Genomic DNA, 16,540 nt, shown 5'->3' on the forward strand with positions numbered 1-16,540 from the left:
ACAGAGCGTGACCGAGAAAGTGACCCCGGCACAGCCTGCCGACATCACGAAGAGACTGGCCCGTTGGTCTGCTTATGCGTGTGTGCTGGCGATTGTAGTCATCATGCTGGGTGCCTGGACTCGCCTGGTGGATGCCGGACTGGGTTGCCCGGACTGGCCAGGGTGCTACGGTTTCCTGACCGTGCCTCAGAGCGAAACCAGCATTGCCATTGCTAATGCCCGATTCCCGGAGACCCCGGTGGATGTCTCCAAAGGCTGGCCGGAAATGATTCACCGCTATGCCGCCGGGATTCTGGGCCTGGTGGTGTTCGCGCTGGCGGCGACGGCAGTGCGCCATCGCCGTGTTGGCGTTCCTTTCAAATTGCCGCTGTTCATCGCCGCGTTTATTCTTTTGCAGGGTGCTTTTGGCGCCTGGACCGTCACCCTCAAACTCTGGCCACAAGTGGTGGCGCTGCATCTGCTGGGTGGTTTCACCACCCTGAGCCTGCTGCTATTGCTTACCTTACGCTTGCGCAAAGGAGCCCAAGCCGGATCTGACCGGGTACAAACGCCGTCTGCCAGCCTGGGCCGATTCCGTCCCTGGCTTTACGGTGGTTTGTTGCTGATCATTCTGCAGATAGCTCTGGGCGCCTGGACGGCGGCCAACTACGCCGCGGTCGCCTGTACCGATTTGCCCACCTGTCAGGACCAGTGGTGGCCTGAGGGTATGGATTTCCAGCACGGCTTTGATATCACCCAGCAGGTTGGCCCCAACTATCTGGGTGGTCAGCTGACGGCAGACGGCCGCGTCGCCATTCATGTGACTCATCGTCTCGGTGCGGTCATCGTGCTCGGGTACTTTCTGGTCCTGCTGGGATTGCTCTGGCGTCATCGCGGCACCAATCATCTTGACAGGAGTATCATACTGGTCGCAGCAGCTCTGGCCTTGCAGATTGCCCTGGGCCTGGCGAATGTCTGGCTGCATATCCCGTTGTCGATTGCCGTTGCTCACAACGCCATGGGCGCCGGCCTTCTGCTGTCCATGGTTCACCTGATCTGGCGACATCATCAGTTGCCATACACTGAAACATCCCCCGCCACACATACAACAACCATAAACCGGGAGGTTACGGCATGAGCGAGCAAGTTGAAGCGCTGCCGGCTGAGGAGCGTGCGAGCTCCACGATCAAAACGATTTCATGGCGCGATTACCTGGAACTGACCAAGCCTAAGGTAGTTGCATTGATGATCCTGACCTCGGTGATCGGCATGCTGTTGGCTGCGCCGGGTGTACCGGGCTGGAGTGTCCTTCTGTATGGCAACCTGGGCATTGCGTTGCTGGCGGGTGCCGCAGCGGTCGTCAATCATGTGGTGGATCAGAAGATCGACACGATAATGGCGCGCACTCGCAAGCGGCCCGTTGCCACCGGTCGTATTGCAACCCTCGATGCCATGCTGTTCGCTACCTTGCTGGCGGCGATTGGTATGTTTGTGCTGATCTGGCAGGTCAATGAATTGACTGCCTGGCTGACGTTGGCTTCGCTGGTAGGCTACGCCGGTGTCTATACCCTGTTTCTCAAGCGTGCTACACCGCAGAACATTGTCATTGGCGGCTTGGCCGGGGCCATGCCGCCGCTGCTGGGCTGGACGGCCGTTACCGGTCAGATCGATGGCCACGCGCTGCTGCTGGTGCTGATCATCTTCGCCTGGACACCACCGCATTTCTGGGCACTGGCGATCCATCGCAAAGAGGAATACGCCAAGGCCGGTATTCCCATGCTACCCGTCACCCATGGCAACAAGTACACCGAGCTGCACATTCTGCTGTACACGCTAATGTTGCTGGCGGTCAGCCTGCTACCTTTTGTCACAGGCATGTCTGGGGGTATTTACCTGGTTGGTGCTCTGGTACTAGGCTTGCGCTTCCTGCAATACGCTATTCGCCTGCTCAAAGGCGACGACCGGCGTGTTGCCCTGAACACTTTCAAATACTCCATCACCTATCTGATGGTGCTGTTTGTGGTGTTGTTGGTGGACCATTTTGTCTACTTTTGACAACTGGTTCTTGAGCTCATTGAACCTGGAGGCCCTATGGGGCGGTCGTTAAAAATTACGCTGCTGGTTTTGTTGATGGCAGTGATGCTGGTGTTCGGATTGACCGTTGGCAGGCAGGTGTTCTGGAGTGACACCAGCGCGCCTGCCCCCGCACCCAATCTGAGCCAATACAACGCCTATGTTTATGATCAGCCCAGGCAGTTGGCGGAATTTATCCTGACCAACGAGCAAGGCGAAACAGTGACTCGGGAAGACCTCAAGGGCCGGTGGACCTTTGTCTTTGTTGGTTACACCAACTGCCCGGACATCTGCCCGGTAGCCATGGCCAACCTGCGCCAGACCGATCAATTGCTATCCGCCGAAGTGCCGCAACCAGACTACCTGTTGGTGACCGCGGACCCAGAGCACGACACCCCGGAACAGCTGAAAGCCTATACCGGCTTTTACGGTGAGAACTTTCACGGCCTGACCGGCGACCTGGACACCCTTCGCCAGCTTGCCCAGAGTCTCAGTGCAGTGTTTGTGCACCGGGAAGTGGATGGTCAGTTGCTGGTGGATCACAGCGGCCACTTTGCCTTGTTGAATCCGGATGGCCAGCTCCAGGCCCTGATTCAACCCCCGCACAAGCCACAGGAGCTGGCGCAGGCGTTTCAGCGTATCTATCAATGGTCGCTCACCCGACAGCCGGGCGCCTGAATCCCGGGATGGTTTGCTGAGTGGGCTGTTGAACAATTAAGGCCAAGGTCACACTGACATTGCTCAGGTGGTCGCATACACTGCCCGGTCTCAGCCATTGATGAAGCGAGCGCCGGGCGGGATATGACCTCTTTTCAAACTACTTCTACAAGACAACTGTTCACCGTGCTGACCGCAGGCGCATTGGTGTTACTGGTGGTGCATGGCCTGGGCCGCTTTATCTACACCCCTCTGTTGCCTTATCTGGTGGCGGATGACCAGTTCAGCGCGCCAGATGGCGCAGCCGTGGCCACCTGGAACTATCTGGGCTACCTGATGGGCGCGATGCTGGCGATCCGCTGGCATCGCATAGACCAGATCCGCTTCATGCTGCCATTGTTTATGACCATTCATGTGGTGACTCTCCTGATCATCACACAAACCGACCACCTGACTGTTATTTCCACCAGTCGCTGGCTCAACGGTGTGGCGAACGGCGTGGTGTTCGTGCAGGCACCGGCACTGATCCTGGAATGGCTGGTGCTGCGTAACCGCGCCTCCCTGAGCGGACTGGTGTATATAGGTGTCGGCCTGGGTCTGTTGGTGTCCAGTGGCCTGGTGACAGGCTCGGCAACCTTGCTGGAAGGCGCCGAACGCTGGTGGCCTGCGGCCTTGTTGTCGATACCGCTGGCCTGGTGGGGGGTGATGCAGCTGCGCAAACTGGACGTGCCGGTGCGCCAGCACGATGACTCCGGGAAAGCGGTAATCAATACCCCGCTGATGGACCGCGCCAGTATTCCGCTGTTTCTGGCCTACGCCGGTGCCGGTTTGGGTTACATCCTGCCGATGACCTTTCTACCCCTACTGGCCAAAATGGAGTTGCCGCCAGGCCACAGGTTACTGGACGGCACCTGGGTGATTGTCGCGCTGGTGACCATTCCTTCGCCCTGGCTCTGGAATAAGCTGGGTGCCCTGATGGGCGACCTGCCGGCGCTGCGGTTGAATTTCATGATTCAGCTATTGGGTGTACTGGCGGCGGTGCTTTGGCCCGGGCCTATCGGGCTGGTGCTTTGTGCTGCACTGGTGGGCAGTACGTTCGTGGGCACGGTACTGTTGACTCAACGCATTGGCCGGGCGCTGCATCCGCATCAGGGGCCGCGACTGTCGGCGGCGATGGTGGCTTTGTATGGTTTTACCCAGATGGCGGGGCCCTGGCTGACCAAGCAGTGGCTGGATGCCGGCGGTACGCTGGTGTCGGCGTTCGGCATCGGGGTGGCGGCTCTGGTGTTTGGCTTGGTGTTTACGTTCTTGGTGCCTCGCCCTGAGGTGTGGCATTCCAGCCGCTGAGTTTGCGTCTAATTTGGGCTCCCAGACTTTGGGTGGTGGGGGATTGATCGGGGTGGTGGGGTATTGTTCCCTTGGAAATGTAACTCGCTGCGCTCAGACATTCATTTCCGGCGGAAAAAATACCCCACCACCCCGCTCTAGCTGACAATGGTGGTTGCGCTTGGAAAGAATTAACCCAAGTCAGACCATGGTAGGCTCTAAATATATCTTGCAGTGACGCAGGGTGTGGGGGGGGTGTTGATTTTCTGGTCGAACAAAGGTGTCTGAGCGCAGCGAGTTCCTTTTCGGCCAGAAAATCAACACACTCCCCGCGCCTGACCCCCAAACCAGCAGGCTAAACCCAACCAAAACCCATGCTCCCGATTGAAACCATCCTCCCAGAGCTCAAACAGACTCTGGAACAAACCACCACCGCCCTGTTACAGGCGCCACCGGGTGCCGGTAAAACCACGCGGGTGCCGCTGGCGTTGCTGGATGCCCCGTGGCGGGATAACCGCAAGATCCTGATGCTGGAACCGCGGCGGCTGGCGGCCCGGTCGGCGGCCCGGTTTATGGCGAAGCAGCTGGGTGAGCAGCCGGGCCAGACGGTGGGGTATCGGACGCGACTGGATACCAAGGTGTCCGGCAGCACGATAATCGAGGTGGTCACCGAAGGCATTCTGACCCGGATGATCCAGAGCGACCCGATGCTGGAAGACTACGCGGCGGTGCTCTTTGATGAATTTCATGAGCGCTCCCTGCAAGCGGATCTGGGCCTGGCGCTGGTGCGGGAAACCCAGCAGGCGTTGCGGGAGGACCTTCGGGTGCTGGTGATGTCGGCCACTCTGGATACCGCGCCCATTGCCCGCGTGCTTGGGGATGTGCCGGTGATCAGCAGTGCAGGCCGGGCGTTTGCGGTGGCGGTGCTGTACCGCCCCGTTGCCCGCACTAGCCGCGTGGTGGATCAGGTGGTGGCGGTGGTGCAGGAAGCGCTGCGGGATCAGACCGGTTCCATGCTGGTGTTTTTGCCTGGTGCCGGGGAGATCCGGCGGGTGGCGCAGCAGCTGCAGGGGCCGTTGCCGGGCAATGTGTTGCTGGCGCCGCTGTACGGCAACCTGAAATCGGAGGAGCAGGACCGGGCGATTGCGCCGGCACCAGACGGAATCCGCAAGATCGTGCTGGCCACCGCGATTGCCGAGACCAGTCTGACCATTGAGGGCGTGCGGGTGGTGATTGATGCCGGCCAGCAGCGCCGGGCGGTGTTTGATCCAAACAGTGGCATGACCCGCCTGGTCACCGGCCGAGTCTCGAAAGCCTCTGCAGAACAACGCAAAGGCCGGGCCGGCCGGATTGAGCCGGGGGTGTGTTACCGGCTGTGGAGTGAGTCCGAGCAATTCGGGCTGGCGGATTTTACCCCGCCGGAGATTCAGCAGGCGGATCTGGCGCCACTGGTATTGGAGCTGGCGCAGTGGGGCGCGCGCTCACCGGACCAGCTGGTGTGGATTGATCTGCCGCCCAAGGCGCATTGGCAGCAGGCGGTGGCGCTGTTGCAATGGCTGGAGTTGCTGGATGCTGACGGTGCCATTACCGATCACGGCAAGGCTGCGCGGGACCTGGGCCTGCATCCGCGCCTGGCGCACATGGTGCTCAAGGGTCGGGTTCTGGGGTTTGGCCAGCTGGTGGCGGAGCTGGCGGCTTTGTTGGAAGAGCGGGATTTGCTGGGGCCGGGCTCAGGTGCCGATCTGCATGATCGCATTCGAGTGCTGCGAGGCGAGCGCGGCCATCGGGGCCTGGATCCGGCTCGGTTGAAGGCGGTCCGGCAGGCGGCAAAGCGCCTGTGCCGGGATCAAACTTCACAGGATGTACCGACAGCAACCGACGTCGGCCGGGTATTGGCCCAGGCCTATCCGGACCGTATTGCCCGACGTCGACCGGGGCCAACGCCGCGCTACCAGCTCAGTAACGGCAAAGGCGCGTTATTACGGGAGGACGATGCCCTGGCTCGACAGGACTGGCTGGTGGCGGCCGAGCTGGACGGCAAGGCCCGGGAGGCAACAATCTATCTGGCCGCCCCGGTGGATCTGGCGGACTTGGAGCAGGATCTGGCCGCGCATATCGACGAGCGCGACGAAGCGGTCTGGGATGACAAACGGGGTACGGTGGTGGCACGCCAAGTGCGCAAGCTGGGCGCCCTGATGCTGGCGGAGAAGGCCCTGGCCCAGGTGAGCCCGGAGCTGTTGCAGCAAGGCCTGCTGGACGCCGTGCGTCGGAAAGGGCTGGACAGCCTGCCCTGGACGCCGGGCGCCCGCCAGTGGCGGGCCCGGGTGCAATTGCTGGGCCGGAACTTTCCCGGGAACTGGCCGGACGTCAGCGACAATGGCTTGCTGGCCACGCTCGAAACCTGGCTGGCGCCGTTTCTGGCCGGCAAGAAGCGCTGGTCAGATCTGGCCGGCATCAATTTGATTCAGGCCCTGAATGCATTACTGGACTATCCGCAACAACAGCGGTTGGGCGAACTGGCGCCGAGCGCGCTCACCATCCCTACTGGCCAGAACGTCACTCTGGACTACACCGCCGACAATGGCCCGGTGCTGGCCGCCAAACTGCAAGCCCTGTTTGGCTGGACCGAAACACCCAGGGTGGCCGGCGGTCGGGTGCCGGTGGTGATTCACTTGTTGTCTCCGGCCCAACGGCCGCTGGCGGTCACCGCAGATCTCGCCAGTTTTTGGAAGAACGCCTATCCGGATGTCCGCAAAGACACCCGTGGCCGTTACCCCAAACACCCCTGGCCGGAGAATCCCTTTACTGCCCAGCCTCAGCAAGGTACAAAAAAACGCCCGGCTCGCTGACCCGACCTCTGATCAGGGTGTTTGACCGAATTCGGTTATTTGATCACGTCACGGCTGACCTTGAGGTAGTTCTTGCCATGCTTTCTTACGGCGTTGCCATCGGCATGTTCAGAGGCGATGTGTACCTCTTCAAGGGTGTCGGCCAGTTCCCGGAGTTCTTCGTTTATTTTGGCCAAAGCATTTTCGAGGGTATACGTCAGTTCGTGCACTTCGTTCATCGCTTCCGGCGTCATTTCACCAGACAGGACTTGCTCCAGTTTGTTGTTGTATTCCGAGAAGTTGGCGACTGCCTGGCTCATGGTTTCAGAGGATTTGCCTTTGAAATGTTCAACGTCACTGGCGAACAGGGGCGATGAGAAGGCAAAAGCGGTGGCGGTCAGTGTGGCTGCGATGAGTTGTTTCATAACTTGAGCTCCCTTATTGATGTAATGCGAATTATTATCGTTAATGTTAACGGTTTCCATGCCCTAAATCAATTTTCAAGAATGCTTGCCTGAAATCCGCTTCTGTATAAAATGCGAGCAATTCCTCTCGAGTGTCGCCGACACCATGCATCTGGTTTCTTTTGATATTTTTCGTACCCTCGGATTTCCCGACACTACTGTGCTCAAGCCGGAGCAATTGCTAGGCCATAAAGAATTGCTGAGTGAGGCTGACTGGGTGCTGTTTCCGGAGTATTGGCAGCTGAATGCTCTGGTTTACGGGCTCAACTGCCGGGTGTTTCCGAGCGAAGCCAGCTACCGCATCGGCCACGACAAGGTGGAGATGACCCGGGCCTTTCAGACCGTGGCGCCGGAGCACACGCCGTGGACGATGATTGAGGCCAATGGTCCGCAGGAGCGGGACCTGATTTGGGACGCCATGGCCCTGCCGTTTGTTGCCAAGCTTGCCAAAGCCAGTATGGGTGAGGGTGTTTGGCTGATTGAAAGCCGGGACGATTGGCGTCGTTACTGTGAGCGGACCAGCGTGCTCTACGCCCAGGAGTATCTGCCGATTGATCGTGACGTACGCGTGGTGGTGGTAGGTGATCGGGTGCTGACCGCCTACTGGCGCACTCAGGCGGAACAGGGCTTCTACAACAACGTCGCCCGGGGCGGTCAGGTCGATACCAGCCCGGTGCCGGCAGTGGCCACCGAGCTGGCGTTACGGTTGGCCCGGGAGCTGGGCGTGGACCACGCCGGCTTCGATATCGCTTTGGTGGATGGCTACCCTTTCGTGCTGGAATTCAACCGCCTGTTCGGTAATCAGGGCCTCGATCAGGGCAGTGATCTGAAAGATGCGATTCTTGAGTATCTGCAACGGCAGAGCTGCCCGCAGGATCCTGACGGCCCGACTGAACCAACACCATTATGGCCGATCGCGGTCTGAAGCCGGTGGAAACTCTCGTGCCGTTGATTTGGTTTTAACGCCCGCTTTAGTGGGTATATATGCGCATTTGCGGCGATCAGAAAAAAGCCTGATGATCGCGTAAATCCTATGGGTGCTGCAGCCTTGCTGTGGCGCCTTTTTTTATGCTCGTATGCCCTGTGGAGGGACACACCACCCATGACCGAAGCCACCAACGCAAACATTGCTGATTACTACGACGCCGACACCTTCAAGCGCATCAAGGAGTTTTCCGAAACCCGTGAAACGCCGTTTGTGGTGATAGATACCGCTACCATCAACCGCCAGTACGATGAACTAGCGGAAGGCTTTCCTTACGCGAAGGTCTACTACGCGGTGAAGGCAAACCCGGCTCCTGAGGTTCTGACCATGCTCAGGGATAAAGGTGCCAGCTTTGATATTGCGTCGGTGTATGAACTCGACAAGGTGATGGCTCTGGGCGTAACCGGTGACCGTATCAGCTACGGCAACACTATTAAGAAGGCGAGAGATATCCGCACCTTCTACGAGAAGGGCGTGCGTATGTTTGCCACGGACTCCGAAGCCGATTTGCGCAACATTGCCAAGGCGGCACCGGGCTCGAAGGTGTACGTACGGATTCTGACCGAAGGTACGCTCACTGCGGACTGGCCGCTGTCGCGCAAGTTTGGTTGCCAGACCGATATGGCCATGGATCTGCTGATTCTGGCGCGAGACCTGGGCCTGGTGCCCCACGGCGTGTCATTTCACGTGGGTTCTCAGCAGCGTGAAATCGGTGCCTGGGATGCGGCTCTGGGCAAGGTGAAGGTGATTTTCGAGCGTCTGAAGGAAGAAGACGGCATTGAGCTGAAGATGATCAATATGGGTGGAGGCTTCCCGGCCAACTACATCACCCGTACCAACGACCTGGCGGTTTATGCGCAGGAGATTGCCCGGTTTTTGCGTGAGGATTTTGGCGATGACCTGCCGGAGATCATCATTGAGCCGGGCCGGTCACTGATTTCCAACGCCGGTGTGCTGGTCAGTGAGGTGGTGCTAATCTCGCGCAAGTCCCGCACGGCCCTGCACCGCTGGGTGTTTACCGATGTTGGTAAGTTTTCGGGCCTGATCGAAACCCTGGATGAGGCGATCAAGTTTCCGATCTGGACCGAGAAGGTTGGCGAGGGTGAGGATTGTGTGATCGCAGGGCCGACCTGTGACAGTGCTGATATCATGTACGAGCATCACAAGTATTCCCTGCCATTGAATCTGGCGATTGGCGACCGGATGTACTGGCTGTCTACCGGGGCTTATACCACCACTTACAGTGCGGTTGAGTTTAATGGGTTTCCGCCGCTTAAGGATTACTACATCTGAGCGTTAGGCCGTGCCCTTCCTGGGCGTTAGGCCGCGGGGCGAGGTGGTTTTTCCTCTGGGAAAAATAACTCGCTGCGCTCAGACATTTTTTTCCCGGCCGAAAAACCACCTCACCCCACGGCCTGCTGGCTATGGGGTGGGATTCGGTTTTGTTTGAGTTGAGTTGAGTTGATTTGTATCTGGGGCGCTTTGGCGGCCCTTTTTTTATTATTTTTCCAGGGCTTTTTGTCGGCGTTCTTTGTTGTCTGCTTTGGCTTGTCGGGTTTGCTCTGGTGTCGGCTCCGGGCCGACCTCTTCGGTTGGCGCTGGGGCTGGATCTCTTGGCGGGTAGATCAGGGCCATGGGGTTTTCTTTGACCACCATGAACCAGGCTTTGATCAGTTTCGGGAAGCTGGAGATCCGGGTGTTTCGGGCTCTGAGCGCGACGTTCAGGGCCAGGGTGAAGCTGACCATCAGGTTGACGCCGCCGATCAGCAGGGCGAACAGGGTGAACAGGGCGAATTCCTGAGCGCCGGGGATGAACATGGACATGGCGTAGCCGACGTCGGCGGAGGAGAAGGCGACGTGGCGGATGTCGATGGGCAGGCCGAGCAGGTGGCCGATGTAGCCGGTGACGCCGAGCAGTATGCCAAAGACGAAATTGCTGGCCAGGGCGCCGTAGTGTTCGGCCACGTAAGCGCCAAAGCGGGCGCGGGTTTCCGGGGGCATCAGGGGCCTTAGCATGGGGTGTTGCTCGAGCCGTTCGGCCAGGTTCAGGTAGGCGGCCCGGTTATCGAAGTAGCCGGCGACCAGTCCGGACACGAACAACCACACCCCGGCAATAGCGGCGTACATCAGCGCCAGGCTTTGGCCGGGATGAATGCCGGCCAACATATAGTCGTAACGTTCGGTGCTGATCAGGGGGGCGCCCTGAATGAGGGTGTACAGCCAGCCGATGCCGAAAGCTACCGAGAGCGCCACGGCGACGTTGCCCATGATGGCGACAAACTGGGTGCGACCCACTCTGACCAGCAGTTCTGCCAGTTTGCGGGCGTTGGCCCGGCCCTGCTCGCCCTGTTCGACCTTTTCCGCAATGCTGGCAGCGGTCATGGCGGGCTGTTTGGTGGCCACAGTGCAGTGCAGCATGTGGATAACCATAAAGCCGATGCCGTAATTGAGGCTGACCCACAGGGTTTCCCAGCCGCGGCTCAGGTCCAGCTGCAGGATCTGGATCTTGATCAGGGCCATGAGGGCGATGATAAAGCCGCCACCGGCGCCGGAGGCCAGCATGGTCAGGTATTCTTTGCGGCTGCCGGCGATGTAGTGTTCGCCATGGTCGCTGGCGTTTTCCGTGACACTACGGGACATCAGTCGGAGGTTGGCGCGCCACAGGGAGCGAACACCATGGCGCTCAGCACTGGCCTGCACCAGGCTCTTGAACAGTTCCACCGAGCGCGTTAGGCCTTTGGCCGGGTCTGGCGGGTCCATGATGTCGAGCAGATGCTCAATGCGGTCCAGGGTCTGGTGCAGGCGCTCCAGCAGGTGGGTCAGGGCCATGGTGGAGCCGGCGGTGACCGATCTGCGCTGGAGCCGGTCAATTTCTTCACGGCATTGCTCGATCAGTACCCGGGCGTGGGCGTCGTCCAGCTCAACATCCTGTTGTTGTTGCAGGGCGTGGTTCCAGGACTGTACCAGCGCAGCGATTTCCCGCTGCAGGGCCACGAAGGCCGATTCCCGGTCAATGATTTTCGGATTCAGCCTGAGAATGTTGGGCTCCAGCTCCTCCGCCGCTACCCAGATCGACAGCATCTCCAGGGCGTTGAGCATTTGGCTGTAAATCCGGTTTCGGGTACGGTCGAGCGCGGGTGGCGAAAAGTGCCAGAGGGAAGTCAGCAGTCGCAGCAGTGCCTCGTCTGGAATCTGATGAATCCAGTCGGCATCGTCCTTACGATGAAACACCACAAACAGCACGCTTTTGACGTTGTTGCGGTCTTTTGGCGCCGGGTTGATGCGTTCGTACAGGCGTTCACCGATTTCTTTCAGAAAGCCACGACGGGAATATAGGCCAAGCCCGGACAACAATTGGAAAAACTGAGCCTGATCCAGCCATTCCTGCAGGCGACCGGCCACCGCCAGATGCACATCCAGGTTGTCGGTCAGCGCGTTTTCCAGCTGCTTCATCCGGTCGACGGCGTTATGCACGGTTTCGCTCCGTTGCGGGCGAATCCAGTCGACCACCAGGCTCAGGGTTTTCAGAGCGCTGGTGTCTTCGTCAGCAAGCTGGTTAATCAGGGTGGCGAGTTTCAACACAGGATCCTTGCTTGAGAATGGGTGCCAAAAGTCTGCTTACGATGGTTCAGTGCCGGTAGATGAGCATTCAGTCCGGGCGGCGGCGTAAATCCAGGGTCAGCGCAACCGGTAACACCAGCAGGCTGTAACCGACCATGACCATCACCGCATGGCGGATATCGCCGGTCCAGTCGGCAAGCAGGCCGCCGAGCATGGGCACCGAAAACGCCAAGGTATAGCCAACCAGAAAGGTGCCGGCAGACAGCCGACCGGTTTCTTCCGAGCGCACCAGCAGCGGCGGCAAGGCAACCAGTAAAATCAGCAGGATGCCCGCTACAAAGCTCATAAGGCTCGCGCTGACAATCGCTGGCCAACCTTCCAGGACCAGGGTGCCGGCGGTACCCAGAATGCTCAGCCCGGCCATCAGCACAATAATGCCGCGTCGGCCCACCCATACCCGCGCCATTTTCAGCATCACCAGGGAGGCGCCTACCTGAGCGAAGTTATACCAGAAAAGTGCGTCGGCCAACTTCTCAAAATGCCCTTGCTGCTCCAGAAGATTACCCATGTAGGCGTTCAGGCCAAAAAACATGGAACCGGACAGGCCCAGCAGTAAGCCGATGCGCAGTGTGAGCGGGTTTTTCCAGTCAGGCAGCCAGGCCGCTCGGCGCACCGGCCGGGCCAGGTCTCGTTTCGGAAGAAACAGCGCCGCCACCACCAGCAGCGCGGGCAGAGACCACGCCAGCAGTGTCGCCCGCCAGCTGTTGTCCAGCAGTGGCATCAGTACCGGCAAGGTAATCCCGGCGCCGATGAACTCGCCCATCAGCATGCCGTTCATATAAATGGCCGAACCCAGTGCCAGATGGTGGGGTGCCAGCCATCGTGGCAACAGCGCGGGCAAGGCCGGTTGCATCATGGCCACGCCGAAGCCCATCACGGCGCTGGCTACCATCAGCGTGAGGGTATCGGGCACCAGCCCGCGGCCGGCGGAGCCGATCACCATGATCACCATGGCCAGAGCCAGCGTGTTTCTGGGGCCAATGCGGGAAATCGCTAGCGAGCCAGGCATGGCGCCAACGGCCAGCATCAGAATCGGGAGGGTGGTCAAGGCGCCGGTCAGGGCCTGGGTCAGGCCGAGCTCGTCACTGATAAAGGGCGCCAGCGGCGGCGCCACCAGTACCGGTATTCTCAGATAAACGCCGGCCAGCCAAAGCAACACCGCCACCGGCAGCAGTTTCGCTGGCGGTGGCGGTGTGGTGGCGGCCGGATGGTCTGCCATGCTCAGTTTAATCAGTCTTCGCTGGTGTCCGGCAGGTAGGCGCCGTCTTCGTCATGGACTTCGCGACCGGTGACCGGCGGGTTGAAGGCACAGATCAGGCGCATGTCCTCGGTGCCACCGCGCAGGGTGTGCTGGTCGTGCTTGTCGAGGGCGTAGAGGGTGCCATCGGAGATGTCGTGAGTCTCGCCGGTGGCCTTGTCGGTGATGGTGCCATTACCGGCAACACAGTACACCGCTTCCAGATGGTGCTTGTACCAGAGGTTCAGCTCCGCGCCGGCAGGGATAATGGTTTCGTGAAAGGAAAAACCCATGCCGTCTTTTTTCAGCAGCATGCGGCGGCTGGTCCAACCCGGACCGGTTACTTCACGTTCGGTACCCATGATGTCTTGCACACGTACAATTTTCATTCGCATTCCTCATTTTGTGATGGAATAGCCATACAGTATAAACACGTGGGTCACCGGCGGTTCAACCGCCAGTCGTCATAAACCGCCATTGCCTGTTCGACGGCTGCGGTAAAGTTTTGCTGTTGCTGATGGCTCAATGGTTTTTGTTTTCGGCATCGGTCGAAGGCTCGCTGGATCTCCCGCCGATTGGTTTTTTCGAGCTGTTCCAGCCAGTGGTGATCGGCCGGTTCGAGCTCAAGCAAGGCGCGTCCGGCGTGATTCCGGTGGCTGATATGCCACCAGTGATCGACCGCCCGCCCCAATACAACATAGCCGAACTGGCTGTCCTGTACAGGTCCGAAGCTGGCGGTTTTCAGGCCATCTCGCAGCGGGCCTATGTTAAGAGCCGGCAGCATCAGTCGGTCGCCGTAAAAATAACTGCCGGCGGCGCCAATCAATCCGCCCATCAGCGCGCCGGCTCCGAGGGAAGAGCCCAGGGTCATTGCATCGATGCTGGCACCGCCCATCGCGCCCGCGCCAAAACCGGCGGTGGCCAGATATTTTTTGCTGACCGCCCAGTGTTTACGGGTGTCCTCGGAAAACAGGTCGTGCTGGTTGGCCCATTGCAGTTCCGCTTCCTGGCGCTGAATACCTTGATGCTGGTACAGGTGCTCGATGTCGACACGGAGGCTTTGTTCACGCTGGCGTTGATGACGGTACCAACGATCCCGGAGTGTGTCTGCCAGGCTGGTGTCACTGGTTTCGGCCACCTGGTTGAGCGTCAGCGTGCGCTTTTCCTGGTAGGACATCATCTTTACCAGGGCTTTAACAATCAGGCCGGCGGCTTGATGCCGGCGTTGCTGGCGCTGTTCGGACAGATGCTGTGTGGCCTGCTCCAGGGCGTGCTCCCAATCCGGTTCAAGTTGGCCGAAGGCCCTCAGCAGGCTCAGATGTTGCTCGAACGGAGCACGAACCGCGTCGAATTTGCGGACAATCTGAAAAAATTGGCCAAGCGCTGACTGCCAGCTATCGCTGTAATCGTCGTCACCGATGCTGTTGATCAGGGCCAGGCTGGGGCGACCGGTCCAGCGCAGAATGGTCATCTCGGCCTCGTGTTCGGCGCTATAGGGCACGGAGCCGTCCACTACGTAGATGATGCCGGCGCCATCCAGGACCGGTGTCAGCAGCTCGCACTCGTCGACAAAGCGGTCATCGCCCTGATGCTGCCGCACAAATGCCCGCACCGTGTCCGGATGATCGGACGCCGACAGGCTGTGGGCCTCAAGCCATTGCAGCACCCGCCGGGGTCGCTGAAAGCCGGGGGTATCCACCAGAATATAGAGTTCGCGGCCATCCACGGTCAGCGGGTAGGCCTGTCGGGCTCGCGTGGTGCCGGGTTCCAGTGCGATGGCGATGGCATCGTTCTGGGACAGGGTCGCCACAACACTGGATTTGCCCTTGTTGGGATGGCCGACCACGGCGAAGACCGGGGGCTGAGTCATGGCTGTGGTGTCCCGGTCTGATAGGGGTTGTCGATAAACGATGGCAGCAGCACCACCGTCGCAAAGCCTTCAGGCAAGCGCTCGGTGAAGCGCAGCCAGGGTTGGATCAGGTGTATGGCCGGTGGTTGATTGGCATCAGTGGCCAGCGGCAGAATCATCACCCGGCTATTGCGTGGCCATTGACTCCTGGCCTGTTCTAGAAAGTCATGCAATTCGCCGGTGGGTGGCTCCCAGCTGCGGGTGACGAGGGTTACCACCGGGGACGCTGCGCCGGCAAGTGCTTTGGCGAGCGTGGCGACCAGCTGATCGTCTTCGCTCAGGGCGATCCGCCCTCCGGCCTTGAATACCCGGGTCTCGGTTGCCAACAGCTGTAGTGGCAGTTCTGGCTCGCCGGCACCGGCCCAGCAGATAATATGACCAGCATCGGTTAACTCGCCGGGGCTGGCCCGGGTATGGGTGTCGGGCAGATCCCCGGCATCGTTATGCTGGTTGCCGGTGTCCAGTGTCGGCGTTTCCATACGGTACAGCAACGCCTTCCTGCCCGGATGGCGCTGCAGCAATCGGGTTGCTTTATAGCCGATGAGCCATTGGCTGAACGCCAGTAACACAAGCCGGGGCAACAGCACCCAGGTCAGCCACAGCATGCTGACAAAGGGCCACCATTGCCCCCATTGTTGTGGTGCCGTGCCAGCGCCAAAGGGCGCAGCGCGGAAAAAGCGGGTCGCCTCGATGAGTTCCTGAGAGGGCACTGCAGCCGGCCATAACCAGGTCCAGGGTATGGCGATGGCCCGGATCAGCCCATGATAGCCTTGGGCGGCGGTGTCCAGAGTGGTACTCCAGCCAAAGGCCAGATCCTGAACCACCAGCATGACCAACAGAGTCATCAGCCCGGTCAGGGCAAACAGGCTGCCGCCGGTGTGAGCGGCACGCGCCATCAGCACCGGTTGCAGTTGCGCCAGGGTTGGTCCGGGTGATTGCAGTTGCAGCCGTCGCTCAAGCCATCGTTGCAGCCAGGTCCAGGGTTGCCAGCCGACGATTGATTGTACGGTCGTGGCCAGAGCCAGCAGCAACTGCAACAGCACAAAGCCCAGCAATACGGTGATGTTGATGCGCTGGCCGCCGTCGTAAAACAGCAGGCCAGCCATGGTAAGGCTGCCCAGCATCGCCCCGGCCAGGGCAAAGCCGCCAGTAATGCGGCGCCAGCGGCGTTGAATGTAACGCCCGGTCTGACGGGTGCCGCCAGGGCCGCTGAGCCGGTCCATATGCTGCAGCCAGCCGGCGGCGTCCGGGTTAGCACCCTGCTCCTGGCAGTCCAGGGCAAAGCGCCGGTCCCGGCGATGGAGAAAAGCGGGGGCCTGGTCCCTGTCCCGCTGGATACGGTCATCAAAATCCAGCAGCAGACGAAGGGGGTTGTGGCTCATGCAGTGTCCTGATGAATTCGGTCGGATTTGCTTTCCTGCTAGGATATAGCCAATAACGCCCATGAAGCCAGCCGGGAAG

General features: G+C 59.9%; 13 protein-coding genes. 7 read left to right on the top strand and 6 right to left on the bottom strand.

Going from position 1 to position 16,540, the window contains the following annotated elements:
* The first annotated feature begins 43 nt into the window (after window positions 1-43).
* The 5 genes from C7H08_RS00570 to hrpB all read left to right on the top strand — a co-directional run bounded on the left by C7H08_RS00570 (window position 44) and on the right by hrpB (window position 6,884).
* Window positions 44-1,117, top strand: a complete 1,074-nt coding sequence (locus C7H08_RS00570) for a COX15/CtaA family protein (protein ID WP_265013610.1) — start codon at window positions 44-46, stop codon at window positions 1,115-1,117.
* Window positions 1,114-2,034: a heme o synthase gene (gene cyoE, locus C7H08_RS00575; RefSeq protein ID WP_106669820.1), complete on the top strand. Its 921-nt coding sequence runs from the start codon at window positions 1,114-1,116 to the stop codon at window positions 2,032-2,034. Before C7H08_RS00570 ends, cyoE begins: the two co-directional genes overlap by 4 nt.
* 36 nt (window positions 2,035-2,070) lie before the next feature.
* Window positions 2,071-2,730 carry an SCO family protein gene (locus C7H08_RS00580; protein ID WP_106669821.1) on the top strand — a complete coding sequence of 220 codons (660 nt, stop codon included), beginning with the start codon at window positions 2,071-2,073 and terminating at the stop codon, window positions 2,728-2,730.
* A gap of 123 nt (window positions 2,731-2,853) precedes the next feature.
* Complete coding sequence (locus C7H08_RS00585; protein WP_106669822.1) at window positions 2,854-4,056, top strand: YbfB/YjiJ family MFS transporter; 1,203 nt, start codon at window positions 2,854-2,856, stop codon at window positions 4,054-4,056.
* 353 nt (window positions 4,057-4,409) lie between these two features.
* A complete protein-coding gene (hrpB, locus tag C7H08_RS00590; RefSeq protein ID WP_106669823.1) occupies window positions 4,410-6,884 on the top strand; it encodes an ATP-dependent helicase HrpB in 2,475 nt (824 codons plus the stop codon).
* Window positions 6,885-6,919: 35 nt separating this feature from the next.
* On the opposite strand, the gene C7H08_RS00595 is transcribed toward hrpB, so the two are convergent.
* Window positions 6,920-7,288 carry a DUF6746 family protein gene (locus tag C7H08_RS00595; RefSeq protein ID WP_106670224.1) on the bottom strand — a complete coding sequence of 123 codons (369 nt, stop codon included), beginning with the start codon at window positions 7,286-7,288 and terminating at the stop codon, window positions 6,920-6,922.
* Between the two features lie 145 nt (window positions 7,289-7,433).
* Here C7H08_RS00595 and C7H08_RS00600 point away from each other — a divergent pair, with 145 nt between their 5' ends.
* Together C7H08_RS00600 and C7H08_RS00605 are read left to right on the top strand one after the other, a co-directional pair.
* Window positions 7,434-8,252, top strand: a complete 819-nt coding sequence (locus tag C7H08_RS00600) for an ATP-grasp domain-containing protein (protein WP_106669824.1) — start codon at window positions 7,434-7,436, stop codon at window positions 8,250-8,252.
* 177 nt (window positions 8,253-8,429) lie between these two features.
* Window positions 8,430-9,605 carry a type III PLP-dependent enzyme gene (locus tag C7H08_RS00605; protein ID WP_106669825.1) on the top strand — a complete coding sequence of 392 codons (1,176 nt, stop codon included), beginning with the start codon at window positions 8,430-8,432 and terminating at the stop codon, window positions 9,603-9,605.
* A gap of 207 nt (window positions 9,606-9,812) precedes the next feature.
* On the opposite strand, the gene C7H08_RS00610 is transcribed toward C7H08_RS00605, so the two are convergent.
* The 5 genes from C7H08_RS00610 to C7H08_RS00630 form a co-directional block, all read right to left on the bottom strand.
* Window positions 9,813-11,891: a site-specific recombinase gene (locus C7H08_RS00610; RefSeq protein WP_106669826.1), complete on the bottom strand. Its 2,079-nt coding sequence runs from the start codon at window positions 11,889-11,891 to the stop codon at window positions 9,813-9,815.
* Window positions 11,892-11,961: 70 nt separating this feature from the next.
* Complete coding sequence (locus C7H08_RS00615) at window positions 11,962-13,152, bottom strand: MFS transporter (RefSeq protein WP_106669827.1); 1,191 nt, start codon at window positions 13,150-13,152, stop codon at window positions 11,962-11,964.
* An 11-nt stretch (window positions 13,153-13,163) separates the two neighbouring features.
* Window positions 13,164-13,559: an ectoine synthase gene (locus C7H08_RS00620; protein WP_106669828.1), complete on the bottom strand. Its 396-nt coding sequence runs from the start codon at window positions 13,557-13,559 to the stop codon at window positions 13,164-13,166.
* 50 nt (window positions 13,560-13,609) lie between these two features.
* A complete protein-coding gene (locus tag C7H08_RS00625) occupies window positions 13,610-15,040 on the bottom strand; it encodes a GTPase/DUF3482 domain-containing protein (protein WP_106669829.1) in 1,431 nt (476 codons plus the stop codon).
* Entirely contained in the window at window positions 15,037-16,461 is a 1,425-nt protein-coding gene (locus C7H08_RS00630; RefSeq protein WP_106669830.1) for a DUF2868 domain-containing protein, read from the bottom strand. The genes C7H08_RS00625 and C7H08_RS00630 overlap by 4 nt, the downstream gene beginning before the upstream one ends.
* Window positions 16,462-16,540 lie beyond the last annotated feature (79 nt).

Origin of the sequence: Marinobacter halophilus (assembly GCF_003007685.1) — a bacterium.
In the GTDB taxonomy this organism is placed as follows: domain Bacteria; phylum Pseudomonadota; class Gammaproteobacteria; order Pseudomonadales; family Oleiphilaceae; genus Marinobacter; species Marinobacter halophilus.